Annotated in this window: 16 protein-coding genes; 10 read left to right on the top strand and 6 right to left on the bottom strand. The window is 61.9% G+C overall.

Translation table 11 applies throughout. The features are described from left to right. Positions 1-36: 36 nt before the first annotated feature. The 8 genes from BN874_RS00665 (at position 37) to BN874_RS00630 (ending at position 8,258) form a co-directional block, all read left to right on the top strand. Positions 37-990: a Na(+)/H(+) antiporter subunit B gene (locus BN874_RS00665; RefSeq protein ID WP_034430149.1), complete on the top strand. Its 954-nt coding sequence runs from the start codon at positions 37-39 to the stop codon at positions 988-990. Continuing rightward, a complete protein-coding gene (locus BN874_RS00660; RefSeq protein WP_034430147.1) occupies positions 987-1,328 on the top strand; it encodes an NADH-quinone oxidoreductase subunit K in 342 nt (113 codons plus the stop codon). The genes BN874_RS00665 and BN874_RS00660 overlap by 4 nt, the downstream gene beginning before the upstream one ends. Next, positions 1,329-2,861: a complex I subunit 5 family protein gene (locus BN874_RS00655; RefSeq protein WP_034430144.1), complete on the top strand. Its 1,533-nt coding sequence runs from the start codon at positions 1,329-1,331 to the stop codon at positions 2,859-2,861. A gap of 122 nt (positions 2,862-2,983) precedes the next feature. Next, the gene (locus BN874_RS00650; RefSeq protein ID WP_195912068.1) at positions 2,984-4,486 is read left to right on the top strand and encodes a complex I subunit 5 family protein; all 1,503 of its coding nucleotides are present in this window, start codon (positions 2,984-2,986) and stop codon (positions 4,484-4,486) included. 174 nt (positions 4,487-4,660) lie between these two features. Beyond that, on the top strand, positions 4,661-5,143 hold the full coding sequence (locus BN874_RS00645) for a DUF3011 domain-containing protein (protein ID WP_051497253.1): 483 nt from the start codon (positions 4,661-4,663) through the stop codon (positions 5,141-5,143). A gap of 114 nt (positions 5,144-5,257) precedes the next feature. Next, positions 5,258-5,869 carry a DUF3611 family protein gene (locus tag BN874_RS00640; RefSeq protein ID WP_034430142.1) on the top strand — a complete coding sequence of 204 codons (612 nt, stop codon included), beginning with the start codon at positions 5,258-5,260 and terminating at the stop codon, positions 5,867-5,869. Between the two features lie 22 nt (positions 5,870-5,891). Further along, a complete protein-coding gene (locus BN874_RS21975; RefSeq protein ID WP_195912067.1) occupies positions 5,892-6,674 on the top strand; it encodes an META domain-containing protein in 783 nt (260 codons plus the stop codon). Positions 6,675-6,737: 63 nt separating this feature from the next. Next, positions 6,738-8,258 (top strand): alpha/beta hydrolase, encoded by a 1,521-nt coding sequence (locus BN874_RS00630; protein WP_051497251.1) that lies wholly within the window; start codon positions 6,738-6,740, stop codon positions 8,256-8,258. On the opposite strand, the gene BN874_RS00625 is transcribed toward BN874_RS00630, so the two are convergent. The 3 genes from BN874_RS00625 to BN874_RS00615 all read right to left on the bottom strand — a co-directional run bounded on the left by BN874_RS00625 (position 8,255) and on the right by BN874_RS00615 (position 11,276). Beyond that, positions 8,255-9,706, bottom strand: coding sequence for a GntP family permease (locus tag BN874_RS00625; RefSeq protein ID WP_034430139.1), 1,452 nt, complete (start codon positions 9,704-9,706; stop codon positions 8,255-8,257). The two genes, BN874_RS00630 and BN874_RS00625, sit on opposite strands and share 4 nt — an antisense overlap. Positions 9,707-9,709: 3 nt before the next feature. Next, complete coding sequence (locus BN874_RS00620; RefSeq protein WP_051497250.1) at positions 9,710-10,762, bottom strand: patatin-like phospholipase family protein; 1,053 nt, start codon at positions 10,760-10,762, stop codon at positions 9,710-9,712. A 109-nt stretch (positions 10,763-10,871) separates the two neighbouring features. Further along, the gene (locus BN874_RS00615) at positions 10,872-11,276 is read right to left on the bottom strand and encodes an SHOCT domain-containing protein (protein ID WP_034430138.1); all 405 of its coding nucleotides are present in this window, start codon (positions 11,274-11,276) and stop codon (positions 10,872-10,874) included. A 170-nt stretch (positions 11,277-11,446) separates the two neighbouring features. On the opposite strand from BN874_RS00615, the gene rnhB reads away from it, so the two are divergent. Next, on the top strand, positions 11,447-12,034 hold the full coding sequence (rnhB, locus tag BN874_RS00610; protein WP_034430137.1) for a ribonuclease HII: 588 nt from the start codon (positions 11,447-11,449) through the stop codon (positions 12,032-12,034). Between the two features lie 2 nt (positions 12,035-12,036). Continuing rightward, positions 12,037-15,555: a DNA polymerase III subunit alpha gene (dnaE, locus tag BN874_RS00605; RefSeq protein ID WP_034430136.1), complete on the top strand. Its 3,519-nt coding sequence runs from the start codon at positions 12,037-12,039 to the stop codon at positions 15,553-15,555. Between the two features lie 18 nt (positions 15,556-15,573). Here the strand turns inward: dnaE and rnhA are convergent, their stop codons facing one another. The 3 genes from rnhA to BN874_RS00590 are packed head-to-tail and all read right to left on the bottom strand — an operon-like array spanning position 15,574 to position 18,107. Next, on the bottom strand, positions 15,574-16,050 hold the full coding sequence (gene rnhA, locus BN874_RS00600; protein WP_034430134.1) for a ribonuclease HI: 477 nt from the start codon (positions 16,048-16,050) through the stop codon (positions 15,574-15,576). A 28-nt stretch (positions 16,051-16,078) separates the two neighbouring features. Further along, the gene (locus tag BN874_RS00595; RefSeq protein ID WP_034430133.1) at positions 16,079-17,701 is read right to left on the bottom strand and encodes an ABC transporter ATP-binding protein; all 1,623 of its coding nucleotides are present in this window, start codon (positions 17,699-17,701) and stop codon (positions 16,079-16,081) included. Position 17,702: 1 nt separating this feature from the next. Beyond that, positions 17,703-18,107 carry a PIN domain-containing protein gene (locus BN874_RS00590; protein ID WP_034430131.1) on the bottom strand — a complete coding sequence of 135 codons (405 nt, stop codon included), beginning with the start codon at positions 18,105-18,107 and terminating at the stop codon, positions 17,703-17,705. Position 18,108 lies beyond the last annotated feature (1 nt).

Genomic DNA, 18,108 nt, shown 5'->3' with positions numbered 1-18,108 from the left:
CGGCATACGAGATATTGGCGTGACTGGAGTTCAGACGTGTGCTCTTCCGATCTCCTGGCAGTTGACATCAGCCTGACCCTGCTCGTTCTGGCGATGGCCGGGTGGATCATCGCCGTGCGCGACACCTTCGCGGCGGTGATTGGCTTCGTGGCCTATGGGCTGTTGCTGGCGTTGATCTGGGTGCGCCTCGCCGCGCCGGATGTGGCGCTGACGGAGGCGGCGATCGGTGGTGGCCTGACCGGTGCTTTGCTGATCGGCGCTGCAGCCCGGCTGCGAAGGACGGAGGCTGCGGCGTGCGCCGAATACCCCGGCGCCCTCACCCGGACACTCGCCGCAGCCTTGGCCGTCACCGTCGCAGCGGCGCTTGCTGTGGGTGTCCTGGCACTGCCTGATCCCGCCCCCACGCTCGCACCTGCCGCCGCCGCCAATCTGGCTACAACCGGGGTCGGCAATCCAATTACTGCGGTATTGCTTGCGTTCCGCGCAATGGACACGCTGCTCGAGGCCATCGTAGTGCTATTGGCACTGCTCGGTGTGTGGTCGCTGGCGCCCGACCGTGCCTGGGGTGGCTATCCAGGACCGCAGCGCCATGTCGATCCCAACGGAGTCCTTGCCTATCTCGCACGGCTCCTGCCGCCGATTGGGATCATCGTGGGTCTCTACATCTTCTGGATCGGAGCAGATCTTCCTGGCGGCAAATTCCAGGGCGCCACGATCCTGGCTGCGATGTGGCTGTTGGTTATCGGGGCAGGTCTCGCCGACACGCCGCCGGTTAGCCGGACCTGGCTGCGGGTCCTGCTCGTGATCGGACCGCTGGTGTTCATCGCCATCGGCTTCGCGGGATCCATCACTGCGGGAGCAGTCCTCGCCTACCCGGAGGGCTATGCAAAACCGCTGATCGTCGCCATTGAGATCGCGCTGATGCCTACGCTCGTGCTGGCGCTTGCCTTGCTGGTGGCTGGCGCACCGCAACGGACGCCGCCGGGATGAACACGCCGACGCTGTTTGGACTGTGCGCTGCAGCGCTGGTGGGCTTCGGCCTGTATGGCTTGATCATCCACCCGCAGCCGCTGCGCAAGATCCTCGCGTTCAACCTGATCGGCAGCGGGGTGTTCCTGCTCTTCGGTGCCATCGCCCGCCGGGGTGCGGCAGTCGGGATGGGGGGCGACCCGGTGCCGCAGGCGCTGCTGATCACCGGCATCGTCGTCGCCTTCTCAGCGACCGCGCTGGCCGTTGCGCTGGTGTTGCGACTGTTCGACGAAGCCGGTTCGGTTACGCTTGCCTCGGATGCGTCGGCCAAGGCGCAGGCCGATCTCCCGGACGCCTAGATGCCACATTCCCTCTCGACTCAGGACGTGACGACCCCCGGCGGGCTGCTGCTGGTGCTGGCGGTGCTGGTCCCTTTTGTTGGGGTGCTGGCCGGTATGGTTCTCGGCAGCCGCAGTGCCCAACGGGTGGCGCTCGCGATCCTCGCGACCGGGCTCGCCATCGCCATCGCCATCGCCGATGCGCTGGTGCGCTCCGGCGATGCCGTGGTCTATATCCTGGGCGGCTGGACGCCGCCACTGGGCATTGCGCTGCGCGCCGACGGCCTGGCCGTGATCATGCTGCTGGCCGTCGCGGTGGTGATCAGCGGCATCGGCGTGTATGCCCGGGCCGACTTCGGTACGCCCCAGGGGGTTCGCGAGGCGCGTGCGCCGCTGATGTTCTGGCTGCTGCTGCTCGCGGTGTGGGGTTCGCTGAACCTGGTGTTCGTGAGTGGAGATCTCTTTACGCTATACGTCGCCCTGGAACTCCTGACGTTCGCCGGCGTGCCGCTGGTCAGCCTCAGCGGTCAGCCGGAGACCTTACGTTCCGCACTGCGGTATCTGTTGTACGCCCTGTTTGGCTCGGTGCTCTATCTGCTGGGGGCGGTGCTGCTGTACGGCGCGTATGGCACGCTGGACATTATGCTGCTCGCCGTGCGGGTTCACCCCGAACCGGTCACTTGGGCGGCTGCTGCGCTGATGACAGTGGGGCTGTTGGCCAAGACTGCCCTCTTTCCATTGCATCTCTGGTTGCCGCCTGCGCATGCGGGCGCACCGGCAGCGGCGAGCGCCGTACTGTCGGGCCTGGTGATCAAGGGTTCGTGGTTTCTCGCCGTGCGGCTCTGGCTCGACGTCTTCGCCGGCGTAGTGACACTGCCGTCGGCGCAGACGCTGGCGACACTGGGCGCGGCGGCCATTCTGGTCGGCAACATCGTCGCGCTCAGGCAGGTGCGGCTCAAGCTGCTGATCGCTTACTCGACGGTTGCGCAGATCGGCTATCTGTTCCTGATGTTCCCGCTCGCGGCCGGACTCGCTGCCGCCCAGCTTGACAGCGCGACGGCTGTGAACGGTGGCCTATTGCAAGCAATCTCCCACGCCACCGCGAAGGCGGCGATGTTCATGGCTGCGGGACTCATTTACACGACGCTTGGACATGATCGCATTGCCGATTTACGCGGTGCAGCGCGGGCGTTGCCGATGACCCTGGTCGCCTTCGCGCTCGGCGGCGCTTCGCTGATTGGGCTACCGCCCTCGGGAGGGTTTCTCGCCAAGTGGCTGCTGGTATCGGCGGCCATCATGACCGCACAGTGGTGGTGGGCGCTCGTGATGTTCGTGGGGGGCCTGCTCACCAGTGCCTACGTCTTCATCGTCGTTGTGCGCGCGATGGCTCCCGCGCCCGAAGGATGGACCCCGAAGGCGTGCGTTCCTTACTATCAGCAGGTGGCGGTGCTGGCGCTGGCCCTGTGCTCGTTTCTGCTCGGCATGGCCGTATTCTGCCCGGTGGACGTGGCGCAGATCGGACGGGCGGTCGTACCAGGGATCGGATGGCCATGACGACTTCTGTTTTGTTGCTCGCCGCTATCGGTGCGCCGCTCGCGCTGCTGCTGGCCTGTATGGTGCCGGGGCTGCGCAAGCGTATGCCGCTGCTGCTGGCGCTCGCGCCGATCCCCGCCCTTGTGGCCGCACTGCTTGCCGACGACACGCCCGTCGTACTCGGCAATGCCCAGTTCGCGCTGTCGTTCGCCATGGACGAACCGGGGGCGATGCTGCTCTTGGTCGCTGCGATCCTGTGGATCGCGGCAGGGGCCTACGCTGCGACGGGGTTACGGGGCACGGTCAATGCCGGTAGCTTCGTCGTGTGCTGGCTGATGACGCTGACCGGTTGCGTCGGCGTGTTTCTCGCCGCCGACCTGGTGGGCTTCTACTTCCTGCTCGCGGTGTTGTCCGTCGGCGCCAGCGGACTCGTCCTGCAGGGCGGCACGGCGGAAGCGCTGCGCGCCAGCGCCGTCTACCTCGGACTCGCGCTGATTGCCGAAGCGTTCCTGCTCGCCGGCCTGGTGATGCTGGCGATGGCGACCCCGGACGGCAGCCTGTTGATCCGCGATGCCGCCGCCGCGATTCCTGCATCGCCGTGGCGCGATCTCACCCTTATGCTTCTGGTCGTCGGCCTCGGCATGAAGGCGGGCCTCGTGCCGCTGCATTTCTGGATGCCGCTGGCCTATGGCGCGGCGCCGATTCCAGCCGCAGCCGTGATGAGCGGCGCCGTCGTCAAGGCGAGCGCTCTCGCGCTGATCCGTTTCCTGCCGTTTGATATCGCGCTGCCGGACTTTGGCCTGCCACTGACAACCATTGGCTTGTTCGGCGCTTTCTATGGCGTGGTGATTGGGATCATGCAGTCGCAGCCGAAGATCGTACTCGCGTATTCGAGCGTGAGTCAGATGGGTTTCCTTGTTGCAGTCATCGGCATGGGTCTTGCGAATGGCGACGCTAGCGCCACGCAGGCAGCGTCTTTTTACGCGGCCCATCACCTGCTGGCCAAGGGTGCGCTGTTCCTCGCCGTGGGCGTGATCGCTACAACGGGCCGACGCCGGCTCTGGCTAATGTTGCTGCCGGCGGCCATCCTGGCCTTGGCGATTGGCGGGCTACCCCTGACCGGTGGCGCGTTGGCGAAGCTGGCGGTAAAACCGGTTTTGGGGGAGGGGCTGGTAGAACTGCTGGCGACCTTGTCGGCGATTGGGACTACGCTATTGATGCTGCATTTCCTCCACCGTTTGGCGGCGAGCGCTGCGCCCGATCCGTCGGCATCGGCACCCTGGGGAATCGCTTTACCCTGGCTATTGATGTTCGTTGCCGCTCTCGTGGTTCCCTGGACGCTGTATTTGGTAACCGGAATCGGTACCTGGGCCGATGTACTCCAGCCCGCAATTCTCTGGGCGGCGCTATGGCCCATTCTGATCGGTGCTGGACTGGCACTTGGACTGTGGCGCTGGGGGCGATATCTGCCACGGGTACCGGAAGGCGACATCGTGGTCGTGGGTCAACCCGCCATGCGCGTTATTGTCCAGTGGGGAGATGCCTTGGAACAGATGGAAGGCGTACTGCGGCAATGGCCGGTGGCGGGACTGTCCCTGTTGACACTGATCCTGATCCTGGGCGGAGTGATGTTCAACGGACATTGATCCGGTTGCGCCGGTATGCGACAAGGACGAGGGGAGATACACTGTGGAGAGGTTCGTGATTAGATCCTTGCGGGCTGACCGCCGGGAAAGACTGACACTTAATGCTGGCGATGTGTCGCACGCTACGCTATCCCTCCCCGCCTTGAAAGGTGGGTTCTCTTGCGGAGAAAATTGATGAAACTCAGCCAAACTACCCTGGCGACCGCCTTGCTCGGTGGCGTATTGGTGGCGGCATTGACCGGGCTGCCGGTTCAGGATGCCCAAGCTCGATCTCGTCATGTCACCTGTGAGTCGCTCAATAATCGCTACCAGCACTGCCGCGTTGACACCCGGGGTGGAGTGCAGCTCCAGCGGCAATTGAGCAGCGCGGCTTGCCGGAAAGACCAGACCTGGGGTTATGACCGGGGCGGCATTTGGGTGGATCGCGGTTGTCGCGCTGAATTCCGCGTCGGCAGCAATGACCACCGGCGCAACCAGCGTTTGACTTGCTCCGCCGAGGGCAGCGGCCGCCAGTTATGTCGGGCGGACGTTCGGAATGAGGTGATTCTGATCCGGCAATTGAGCAGAGCGCCTTGTCGCTTCAACAGTTCCTGGGGTTACAACCGGCGTGGAGTATGGGTGGACCACGGTTGCCGCGCTGAATTTGAGATCCGTTAAGCGTTCGTTACCCGCGCCGTTCGCCGGATTCGGTAATTGGCGCAGTCGTTTCGTAGGGTGGGTATTGCCCACTCATGTCTTCCAATCACAAATACCGAAAAATCAGGAGTGGTCATGCTAAAAAAACTCATGGAAAGTCTGCAACAGCCCGGAACTCAGAGCCTTGCCAAAACCTTTTCCCGTCTGGGCCGAATTGGTTTCTGGGTGCAAATCGTAATGGGAGCGATTCCCTTGCTCCTGATGGCCTATGCCTTCATCTTCTCACGCTCTCCTTCCGGTCCGCGCGCCGGGCTGGCTGTCGTTGAATACCTGACGCTAGCCAGCTTACTGATCCTGATTTTCACCATCGTCTGGTTTCACCGGTATACCCGCCTGGCTAACAGTATTGCGGATCCGCAAGCGTGTCCGCCGGCATCCTCGGTCATTCGATCAGTCTGGACGGGATTGGTGGCCAGTAGTATTGGTCTGCTGTTTTCCATGCTGGTGATGGTGACCGAGACCGGGCACCTGCTGTTTTATTTCCTGGCGGCACCTCAAGGGGGCGTTCCCGTGTTCCAAACGTCCGACGCTGGCCAGACGGGTTGGGTGTCCGCCGTCGACATGATGAGTTTGATGGCTTTAAGCCTCTGCGTTTTCGCCGAGTTGGTCGTGTTGATTCTCAGTCTTTGGCTCCTTTTCCGAACGATTCAGGCTTCCGCAGAGTTTCCTCAAGCGACCGCATCGTGACAAAAAGAGAGGATGGACGATGGTGAGTGTGGGTTTTTTGGGGTTGCTGGTCGCTTGGGCGGTGCCGGTTTTGGTGCTGGCGGGCGAGATGGATAAGACGGTACTCGAAGGCGCGACCTGGCAGTTAACCCGCATTACTCTGGCCGATAGTCAGGTTCACTCCGTTCCGTCCGGCGTCGAGGCCACCGCAACCTTTGCCAATGGCTCGGTGAGCGGCAGCGGCGGCTGCAATCGTTACACCGCCAGTTACACCGTGGATGCCGGCAAGCTGACCATCGGCATGGCGGCGAGTACGATGATGGCGTGTCCTGAACCCCAGATGATGGTTGAACAGCCGTTGATGGCGGCGCTGGCAGCTACAACGGCCTATCGAATCGAGGACGGTCAACTCGCCTTGCTGGATACTCAGGGTCACGAGATCGCAACCTTCAAGGTGCAGCCACTGGTGGCGTTGAAGGGCGTCACCTGGCGGGCGACCGTTTACAACAACGGCCGCAGCGCCGCCGTCTCGTTGATTGACGGCAGTGAGATCACGGCGACCTTTGGTACCGACGGCGTACTGAGCGGGTCGGCCGGCTGTAATCATTATCGGGCTGCCTATGTCATTGAGGGATCATCCATCACCATCCAGGCTCCGGCGGCGACGCGCAAGATCTGTTCCGATCCGAAGGGGGTGATGCAGCAGGAAAGTGAATATCTCAAGGCGCTGACGACGACCGCTACCTACGCGATTCAAGGTCAGCAACTGGAGTTGCGCACCGCCGAGGACGCACTGGTTGCTTTGTTTCAGGCCAGCGGTGGCTGAATACACGGTGTTTTCCAGCAAACCTATCAAGATGCCATTCCACAACCAAAAAGGATCCAGACCGTGAGGGCGAAGTTCACCAAGCTGTTGAAAACTGTGGTGCTGCTGTTTGCCGTAAGCGTGGTGACATTGCTGGCAATACGCGCCTATGACTCGCAGCGCGGAGCGCCGCTTGCGCTTTGGCACACCTATGCGCCCCACGAACTGACGGCTCAAGAACTGGCTACAACCAATTGGGACGGCTATCTGGCTGCGGAGCGCACGATCTTCGAGAGTGTGCGCGTCAATGTCACCCAAAAGTTGGATCCGGAAGACCAGGTTTCGGCCAATCGCTACTTTGAAGGCAGCCCGTTGTATCCGGCAAATTTTGCTACCGACTGGAACCGCTCCTACATTTTGGAGCCGGCAGGCGCTCCCGTCGGTGCGGTAGTGTTGCTGCATGGACTGACCGATTCGCCCTACAGCCTGCGTCACGTCGCCCGGCTCTATCAGTCCCAAGGCTTTGTCGCCATCGCCATCCGGCTGCCGGGGCATGGCACTGTCCCCGCCGGTCTGACCAATGTGGAGTGGGAGGACTGGGTGGCGGCGACCCATCTGGCGGTGCGGGAAGCACGGCGGCGGATCGGCCCAACACTGCCATTACATATCATCGGGTTCTCGAATGGCGGTGCGCTGGCGATGAAGTACGCGCTCGATGCGGTCGGTGACCCGAAGTTGACCCGCCCGGAGCGAGTCGTACTGATTTCGCCGATGATCGGGATCACGGAAATGGCCCGGTTTGCAGGAGTCTTCGGTTGGCCGGCGATCTTTCCACCCTTTGCAAAGGCGGCGTGGCTCAGCATCGTACCTGAGTTCAATCCCTTCAAATACAACTCGTTCCCGATCAATGGCGCCCGGCAATCATCGTTGCTGACACGCGCCCTGCAACCCCGGATTGCGCGCTACGCGAGCGAAGGAAAACTCGCTGAGTTGCCTCCTATTCTCACCTTTCAGTCAGTAGTGGATTTTACTGTCAGCACCCGGGCGATTATTACCGCGTTGTATCAACAGCTTCCCGATAACGGTAGTGAACTGGTTTTGTTCGATTTGAACCGGAATGCCAAATTCGGCCCGCTCATGCGCGCCAGCGCCAACACCATGTTGAACCGCATCCTGCCAGACGCGCCCCGCTCGTTCAGGACCACGATCATCACCAACATCAATCCCGACACCAGCAAGGTGATGGAGCGGGTCACGGAAGCCGGGGCGACGACGGAGCGGACCCGCGAGTTGGGATTGTCCTATCCGCTGGGCGTGTTCTCGCTCTCACATGTCGCAGTGCCGTTTCCGATGAGTGATTCCCTGTATGGCATCCATCCTGATCCCCTTGAGGAGTACGGCATCAGCTTGGGTGCAGTGGCCCCACGGGGAGAGCGTGGCACCCTGATCGTCAGTCTGGATTCGCTGATTCGCATGTCCTCCAACCCGTTCTTCTCCTACATGCTGGAACGGATTGAGGAAGGTATCCACCCCGTGAGCGCGTCAAAAAATGTGGTGCCCACTCCTCCATCGCCAGATACACCCAAGGGTGCGGTGTCTGGCTAGAACGAGCCGAACAGGGTGCCAAGGGCAATCACCGCCACCAGCGCAACCATCGCCCCGACGATACCGACCATCACGATATCAAAATAGCTTTTTTGGTGCGTGGAACCGCAGACCGCCAGCAGCGTCACTACCGCGCCGTTGTGTGGCAGGCTGTCGAGAGTACCCGCACTGATCACTGCTACGCGGTGCAGCAAGGCCGGATCGATGCCCAACTCCACCGCCATTTGCAGATAGGTCGCACCGAGCGCATCGAGGGCAATGGTCATTCCGCCCGACGCCGAACCGGTCAACGCGGAGAGGATGTTGGTGGACAGGGCCAGCGAAACCAGTGGCCCGCCCTCAATCGACAGCACCCACTCACGCACGATCTCGAACGCCGGCACGGCGGCCACAACGGCCCCAAAACCCACCAGGCTGGCCACGCTCAGCACCGGCAGGACTGAGGCGTTAGCCCCGGCGTCGACCGTATCACGCAGCGCCGGCAGCCGCCGGTAATTGAACGCGACCAGAATGAGGGTGGCGGAAATCAGCGCCACGATTACCGACCAGACCCCACTGACCGCCGAAAGCGGAATTTCTCCCCACCGTGCTTCGGCCAGGAAGCTGGTGTCAAGACGCGGCAGCACCCACATGGACATGACCAGGTTAACGAGGATCACCACGATCAGCGGGAGGATAGCCACCAGGATCGAGGGACCGGATTCGCTATGATGGCCGCGATGCACTTCGGGCGGGTCAAAGGTGCCAGCGGTCGTGGCCCGTTCGCGCACCAGGGTGTCGTCAGCGGCGGTATCGGGGGCCACGAGGGCGTCGCCATAGCCTTCCCCCTTGCGGCGGGCGACGGCCTCGGCGTGCGCCAGCCACCACAGGCCGAAGCCCAGCATGATGATCGCCGCGATGATGCCCAACCCCGGCGCGGCGAAGGGCGTGGTGCCAAAGAACGGCATGGGGATCGCGTTCTGGATCGCCGGCGTGCCCGGCAAGGCGGACATGGTGAAGGTCGAGGTGCCGAGGGCAATGGCCGCCGGCATCAGCCGATTCGGGATATCGGCCGCCCGAAACAGGGCTTGGGCCATCGGTCCAATCACAAAGAAGGCGACGAACAGGCTCACGCCGCCGTAAGTGACCAATGCACCCGCCAGCACGACCGCCAGTATGGCCCGGCGCGGACCGAGCCGTTCGGTCATAAAGCGGGCGATGGTCGAGACCGAGCCGCTGTCATCCATGAGTTTCCCGAACACGGCGCCCAAGAGAAACAGCGGAAAGAACTGGGCGAGAAACCCGCTCGCCGAAATCATGAAGGTCTGGGTCCAGTGCGCCAGTAGGGGTTCGCCTGCGGCGAGGGCAGCGATCAATGCCGCCGCTGGCGCGAGGACCAGAATGCTCCAGCCTCGAAACGACAGCCAGATCAGGACCCCGAGGCCGATCAGAATGCCTAACAATCCCATGAGTTAAATGCCCTCCAACAGTTCGTCGAGGTCGAGCGTCGAGCGCACGCCCAGATCGGCCCCGTGAGCCTCCAGAAACGCTTCAGCAGCGCGCCGGCCCTTGTCGCGGAGCCGACAAAGAAATTCCCACTCGGCCAGAACCTTTGAGGAGGAACTGAGTTGGGTCATTTCTTCGCTGGCGATCCGGTGAATGCGCATTTTGGCCCAGACCGCACCCTCGCAATGACCGGGGTCGGCCACCTGCCGTAGTAACGCCCCTGCACGCAACTCTTTGATCAAATTTGAGTTAAAGGCGATTTCGTTCAGTCGGTTGTGAATCTCGCGTGCGGTCTTGGGCGTCCCAGGGCGTTCGACCGGGTTGATCTGGATCAGAATCGTGTCTTCCGACGTGCATTCGCGGACCAGCGGCGCCATGGTCGGGTTGCCGGAGTAGCCGCCGTCCCAGTAGGCTTCCCCGTCAATCTCCACCGCCTTGAACATCGTCGGCAGGCACGCCGAGGCGAGTAGAACATCGGGGGTGAGGTCGGCGTTGCGGAAGACGCGGCCGCGCCCAGTGCGTACATTGGTAGCCGTGACGAACAGGCGCATCGGCGCGCTGGCGACCCGATCAAAGTCGATGCTTTGCTCCAGGATCGCACGCAAGGGATTCACGGAGCTGGCTGCGCCCAAATCGTAGGGCGAAAAGACCCGAGAGGCGAGGTCCATGGCTAAATAGACAGGGGAGTAATCGAGAGTCCACAGGCCAGTCAGGATTTCGAGGGGGCCACGGCGCAGAGGGCTAAGCAGCGCACCGTCCGAGACGCGCTTCCAGAACTTTTCGAGCGCCGCCCGTGCGCCCTCCGGTCCGCCCGCTGCATAACCGTCGGCCATCACCACCGCATTCATGGCGCCGGCCGAGGTGCCGGAAATTCCGTCAAAGCGCAGCCAGGGCACTTCAAGCAGACGGTCGAGTACGCCCCAGGTGAACGCACCATGCGCGCCGCCGCCTTGCAAGCCGAGATCGACCAGGACAATATCGCGGTGCGGCTGCGTCCCCACAGAGGTTTGTATGGTCATGTAAATTCCTTAAAAAATTGAAGGAGTTGGAAGCAACATTATCGCGCCGACCAGCGTCAACCTTGCCGATGATGAATCGTGGTTCAGGCGCTGTGCGGCGGCAACCCGGTCAGGCGAGAGCTTTAGCCTTCAGTCTCGCGAACTCCTCCGGGTTGATCGTGCCAGCATCGAGCAGCGCTTTGGCGTCGGCAATCTGTTCCGCCGGCGATTTTCCGGCCACTTCCCGGATGTAGGCATCGGTATCGGATTTGGCCCGCTGTATTGCCGCCCGCTGCCGTTCTGCCATGCCTCTGCCGCGGGCCAGGATATAGATGAGCGCGGTCAAAACGGGCAGGAAGATGAGACCTACCAGCCAGATGACTTTGGATCCCCCGCCCAGCTCGGCATCCCGGAAGAGATCAACGACTACATGGAACAGGACGATGAGATACGCCACAAAAAAGAAAGCTGACGCGATCAGGTAGAGAATGTCCCAAAAGTTACTCACTAAACAGCTCCTCAAGTTAAGCGACATCCAAAGGACTGGACGCCAATAGATCCAATAATACCAAATAGATGATTTTTATATCGCTACATGTGCTGGACTGCCCTCCAGATTGCGCCCGGCGCGCAGTCTATGGCGGAGCCGCTATTGGCGCTAAACTCCTCGCCCCTGTTCGACCTTGCACCCTCACTTTCCCAATCATGACCGACACCCATCTGATCGCCGGCGTGGACGAAGTGGGACGCGGCCCACTGGCCGGTCCCGTCGTCGCCGCCGCCGTTATCCTCGATCCCGCCCGCCTCATTGCGGGCCTGGCCGATTCCAAGATTCTCAGCCCGGCCCGGCGGGAGCATCTGGCAGCGGAAATCCGCATCAAGGCACTGGCCTGGGCGCTGGGCCGCGCCGAAGTGGATGAAATTGACCGGATCAACATCCTGCAAGCTTCGCTGCTGGCGATGCAACGGGCGGTGATGGCTCTCAGCATCGCTCCAGAACGGGTGCTGGTAGACGGCAACCGTTGTCCGGCGCTGACTTGTCCCTGTGAAGCTATCATCAAAGGCGATGCCACCGTACCAGCGATCAGCGCCGCCTCGATTCTGGCCAAAGTGGCGCGGGATGCGGAACTCTGCCAATTGCATGAGCAGTATCCGGACTACGGTTTCGCCCGCCACAAAGGCTATCCGACCGCCGTACACCGGGAAGCACTACGCCGCTACGGCCCCTGCCCCGAACATCGTCGCTCCTTCGCCCCCGTCGCCGCCGTACTGCTCCTCGCCAGCGAGAAATGATCATGACCGCGCCGTTCGTCCATTTGCGCCTGCATACCGAATACTCGCTGGTGGATGGATTGATCCGGATCAAGAGCCTGGTTAAGCAAGCCGCCGCTGCCGCAATGCCTGCCGTGGCAGTCACCGACATGAGCAATCTGTTCGCGCTGATCAAGTTCTACAAGGCGGCGCTGAACGCCGGGATCAAGCCGATCATTGGCGTGGACGCCTGGGTGCGACGGCAGGAAGGACCGGCGCGGCTGGCGCTGCTGTGCCAGAACCTGATCGGTTATCGCAACCTGACCCGGCTGGTCAGTCGCAGCTTTCTCGAAGGCCAGCAGCGGGGTTTGCCGATCATCGATTACGCCTGGCTGACCGGAAGCACCGACGGCTTGATCGCGCTATCCGGTGGTCGCGACGGTGAACTCGGTCAGGCACTGCTGAATGATCGCCGGGAGCAGGCGGAAACATGGCTGGCGGAATGGCAATGCCTGTTCCCGGGGCGGTTCTATCTGGAAGTGCAGCGCACTGGCCGCTCGCAGGAAGAAGAGTATCTCGACGCCGTGGTGGAATTGGCGGCAGCGACCGGGACGCCGGTGGTGGCGACCAATGAAGTGTGCTTCCTCAAACGCGGTGATTTCGAGGCGCACGAGGCGCGGGTCTGCATCCACGATGGGGTGACACTGGACGATCCACGCCGACCCCGCCGCTACAGCGACCAGCAATATCTGCGCACCCCGGCGGAAATGGCGGCGCTGTTCGCTGATTTGCCGGAGGCGCTGGAGAACAGCATCGAGATCGCTCGCCGCTGTAATTTGCGACTGGAGCTGGGCAAGAACGTGCTGCCGGATTTTCCGGTGCCGGAGGGAATGACTACCGCCGCCTATTTCTCGACTCAGGCTCGCGCCGGGCTGGAACAGCGGTTGCCACGACTGTTTGATCCGACTGCGGCCAATTTCGCCGAACGCCGTCAGCCTTACGACCAGCGGTTGGAGCAGGAACTCGGCGTGATCATCCAGATGGGTTTCCCCGGCTATTTCCTGATCGTCGCCGATTTCATCCAGTGGGCGCGGGCGCATGGGGTGCCGGTCGGGCCAGGTCGCGGTTCCGGCGCCGGGTCGCTGGTGGCCTATGCGCTCGGTATTACCGATCTCGACCCGCTGGCCTATGACCTGCTGTTTGAGCGCTTCCTGAATCCCGAACGGGTATCGATGCCGGATTTCGACATTGATTTCTGCATGGAAGGTCGCGACAAAGTGATCGAGTACGTCGCCCAGCGTTATGGGCGCGACCGGGTGTCGCAGATCGCCACTCACGGCAGCATGGCGGCTAAAGCGGTGGTGCGCGATGTCGGGCGGGTGCTGGGCCATCCCTACGGTTTCGTGGATCGCATCGCCAAGCTGATTCCGTTTGAATTGGGGATCACGCTGGACAAGGCCATCGAGCAGGAAGCGGAATTACGTCGGCTGTACGAAAACGACGACGAGGTGCGGACGCTGATCGATCTGGCCCGCTCGCTGGAAGGATTGGCGCGCAACGTGGGCAAACACGCCGGCGGCGTGGTGATCGCGCCGTCTACCCTGACCGATTTCGCGCCGCTGTACTGCGAAGAGGGTGATTCGAGTCTGATCACCCAATTTGATAAGGATGATGTCGAAGCCGCCGGGTTGGTCAAATTCGACTTTCTGGGGCTGCGGACCCTGACCATCATTGATTGGGCGGTGCAGACCATCAACCGGCAGCGAGCAGCGACGGCTGAGGAACCGCTGAACATTGCTACCCTTCCTTTGGATGACACGAAGACCTTCGATCTGCTCAAACGCTATCAGACTACGGCGGTCTTTCAGTTGGAATCCAGCGGGATGAAGGATTTGATCCGCCGCCTGCAACCGGACTGCTTCGAGGAAATCGTCGCTTTGGTGGCGCTGTTTCGGCCTGGACCGCTGCAATCGGGGATGGTGGATGATTTCATTGACCGTAAGCACGGCCACGCCCGGATTGAATATCCGCATCCGGCGCTGGCCACCATTCTCAAGCCCACTTACGGTGTCATCCTCTATCAGGAACAGGTGATGCAAATTGCTCAGGTGCTGGCGGGATATAGCCTGGGCGGAGCGGATTTGCTGCGCCGGGCGATGGGTAAAAAAGACGCTGAGAAGATGGCCAAGCAGCGCGAAGGCTTTGTCAATGGTGCCAAGGCCCATCAGGTTGAACCGGAAACGGCAACCTATATTTTTGACTTAATCGATAAATTTGCAGGTTATGGTTTCAACAAGTCGCACAGCGCTGCCTACGCCCTGGTGTCCTACCAGACCGCCTGGCTGAAGGCGCACTATCCAGCGGCGTTCATGGCGGCGGTCATGTCGTCGGACATGGACAAGACCGATAAGGTGGTGGTGCTGATTGAGGAATGCCGCCGCATGAACCTCACCCTCACGCCGCCGGCTATCAACCACTCTGAATACCACTTCACCGCCGGCATATCCGGCGAAATCCGCTACGGCCTGGGGGCGATCAAGGGTGTCGGTGAGAGCGCTATCGAGGCACTGGTGCAGGAGCGGCAGCAAAACGGACCGTTCCACGATTTGTTCGACCTGTGCCAGCGGGTGGATTTGCGCAAACTCAACCGCCGAGTGCTGGATTCGCTGATCCGTTGCGGAGCCTTTGACGCCCTCGGTACCAACCGGGCGACGCTGGCGGCGCAGTTACCGGAGGCTTTGCAACTGGCCGAACAGCATTCCCGCAACGACGCCGCCGGTCAGAACGACATGTTCGGACTCGCCGCCGCTGCCGAGAAAACACCGACGCGGCCACTGCACATCGCCGAAGTACCAGAGTGGGAGGAAGAGGAGCGGCTGCGCGGTGAAAAGGAAACGCTGGGAGTCTATCTAACCGGACATCCCATTCACCGGATCGCAGCGGAACTGGCCGCGCTCGGCGCAGCCCGGCTGCACGATCTGACTGAGAACGGGGGCACCCTGCGCCGGAGCAACGACCGCTCGGTGACGGTCGCCGGGCTGGTGGTGAGCCTGCGGACCCGCAATGCCAATCGGGGTGGGCGGATCGGCTTTTTGACGCTGGACGACGGCAGCGGGCGACTGGAGGTCCGCATCTTCCCGGAAGTGTACGAACGGCACCGGATGCTGATTGTTGAAGATGCCATTCTGCTGGTGCAGGGTGCGCTGGGCTGGGATGAGTTCAACCAGACCACTCGCCTGAACGTCGAACGAGTGCTGGATTTGGACGGGGCACGCGCCGAATACGCTCGCCGGCTGTGGCTGCGCCTGGATGCACGGCAGTGCGCGGCGGGAGTGCTGCGGCAACTGGCCGGGGTGTTGGCCGAGCATCGCGCTGAGGGCCGCTGCGCGGTGTGGATGGAATACACCGGCGGTGGAGCGCGGGTGGAACTGGCCTTTGGTCAGCACTGGCGGGTCAAGCCCAACGAAGCGCTGCTTAAGCGGCTCCGCGAACTGGCCGGCGCGGAGCAGGTCCAGTTGCGCTACGAACAGCAACGGACAGTGGATCGCAACAGCTTGGGTTAACGGCGCGTTTACTGCGCTTTATCCAGGGCGGGAGGATTGTTGCAGTTTCGCCCGTTGGATAGCCTCACGCGCCAGTTCGTCTACCCGCTCGTTCTCAGGATGGCCGCTGTGGCCGCGCACCCATTGCCATTCCACTTGGTGGGGAGCCAGGGCAACTTCCATCCGCTGCCATAAGTCCATGTTTTTGACCGGCTGACGGTCGGCGGTTTTCCAGCCGCGCCGCTTCCACCCCGCCAGCCATTCCGTCATGCCCTTCATCACATACTGGCTGTCGGTGCAAATCCGCACCCGCATCGGCTGCTCCAGTGCCTCCAATCCATTGATTACCGCCAGCATTTCCATACGGTTATTGGTAGATACGGGTTCGCTGCCGGACAGCTCTTTCTCGTGCTCCCGATAGCACAGTAATGCCCCCCAACCACCAGGGCCGGGATTGCCGGAGCAAGCGCCGTCAGTAAACAGCCTCACCTCGTTCTCCATTGCATTCTCGTTCATACCATTTACTTTATTCCTGTTGCTCAACTCAAGTTGCCACTGCATTGCCGCCGACCACATCCAGATTCAGCGCGGCAGCCAGCAATGCCTGGGTATAAGGATGCTGCGGACGGTCGAACACCCGCCGCGCCGGACCTGCTTCTACCACTCGACCGTTTTTCATCACCAGCAGATGATTCGCCAAGGCGCGCACCACCCGCAAATCGTGGCTGATAAACACATAGGCCAGCCGATAACGACGCTGCAACTCCCGCAACAAATCTACGATCTGCGCCTGCACCGATACGTCCAAGGCGCTGGTCGGCTCATCCAGAATCAGCAGGCGTGGTTGCAAGGCCAGGGCGCGAGCAATGGCGATACGCTGGCGCTGACCGCCAGAGAACTCATGCGGATAGCGATCCTGTGTGTCCGGGTCCAGGCCGACTTCTTCCAGCGCTTGAACAATCCGGGCGCGGCGGGCGGTACGGTCGCCGGCCAGACCATGCACCAGCAAGCCTTCCTCCACGATCTCCCCGACCGATAACCGGGGACTCAGCGAACCGAATGGATCTTGAAAGACGATCTGCATGGCTTTTCGCAATGGGCGCAGCGCCCGACTGTGAAGGCCATCAATCCGCTGACCCTCGAACCGAATTGTGCCCTCGCTGGACAATAAGCGCAGCAGCGCCAGCCCCAGCGTCGTTTTACCGGAACCGCTCTCACCGACCACGCCCAGCGTCTGCCCTTCCCGCACCTGGACACTGACGCCATCCACCGCTTTGAGGTGATTCACTACCCGCCCAAATAAATCGCGTTTTAGCGGAAACCAGACTTTTAACTGCTCGCTGGACATTACTTCGGGTGCATCAGCCGCTTCCGGTGGGGGATCGCCCTGGGGTTCGGCGGCCAGCAATTGCCGGGTGTAGAGATGCTGCGGATGGGCGAAAATCTCGGCGACCGCTGCGGTTTCCATCACCTCGCCGGCGCGCATCACGCAGACCCGATCCGCCATCTTGCGGACGATGCCGAGGTCATGGGTGATGAACAGGATCGCCATGCCCAAGCGCGCCTGCAACTCCTTCAACAGCTTGAGAATCTGCGCCTGGATGGTGACATCGAGCGCGGTGGTCGGCTCGTCGGCGATCAGCAGGTCGGGATCATTAGCCAGCGCCATGGCGATCATCACCCGCTGGCGCTGACCACCGGACAGTTCATGCGGCAGGGCGTTCAGCCGATGGGCGGCGTCGGGCAGCCCGACCCAATCCAGCAATTCCAGAATCCGCGCCCGTAGTCGGGCACCACTCAAACCCTTGTGCAGGATCAGCGTTTCGCTGATCTGTTTCTCAATTGAATGCAGTGGGTTGAGCGAGGTCATCGGCTCCTGAAACACCATCGCGATTTGGTTGCCGCGCACCGCCCGCAGCCGATCCGTGGCCGCGCCCAGCAGTTCCATCCCACGCAGGCGGATGCTGCCGCCAGGATGGTGGGCATGGGGATACGGCAGCAGTTGCAACAGCGACAGCGCCGACACCGATTTGCCGGAACCGCTCTCCCCGACCAGCGCCAGCGTTTCGCCACGATTCAGGGTAAACGACACCTGCTTGACCGCCGGCACAGTACCGAAGGATGTCGACAGGTCGCGGACTTCGAGGAGGGGAATCGTGGCGTCCACCTTATTCGCTCCAATTGACCAGGATCAGCGGAGCGACGATACGCTGGTAATGGCGGATGTTGTTCGTGACCAGGACGGCGCCGGCCGACAGCGAATGCGCCGCAATCATCATATCCATTTCCCCAATGGGCTGACCGGTCGTAACCAGTTGGTAGCGGATATCGGCGTAAAAGTCCGCCGCATCCGCATCCCAAGGCAGTACCCGCACGATTTTGAGAAAGTGACGCACGGCTAAGTGCAACCGATGTTCGGGGGGCAACCGCTTCAACCCGTACAGCAATTCGGCGCGCGTCATCACCGAGATGCAGACATTGGACGACAACAGAGTCGCCAGATGAGCCTCGATGACCGGCGAGCGACCCTTGATCAGGTAGCTCGCCGTGTCGGTATCAAGCATGTGCAGCATA

Origin of the sequence: Candidatus Contendobacter odensis Run_B_J11, assembly GCF_000531125.1 — a bacterium.
GTDB lineage: Bacteria > Pseudomonadota > Gammaproteobacteria > Competibacterales > Competibacteraceae > Contendibacter > Contendibacter odensensis.
The sequence above is the reverse complement of the archived record's forward strand: the minus strand, read 5'-3'. Positions and strand labels throughout refer to the sequence as shown.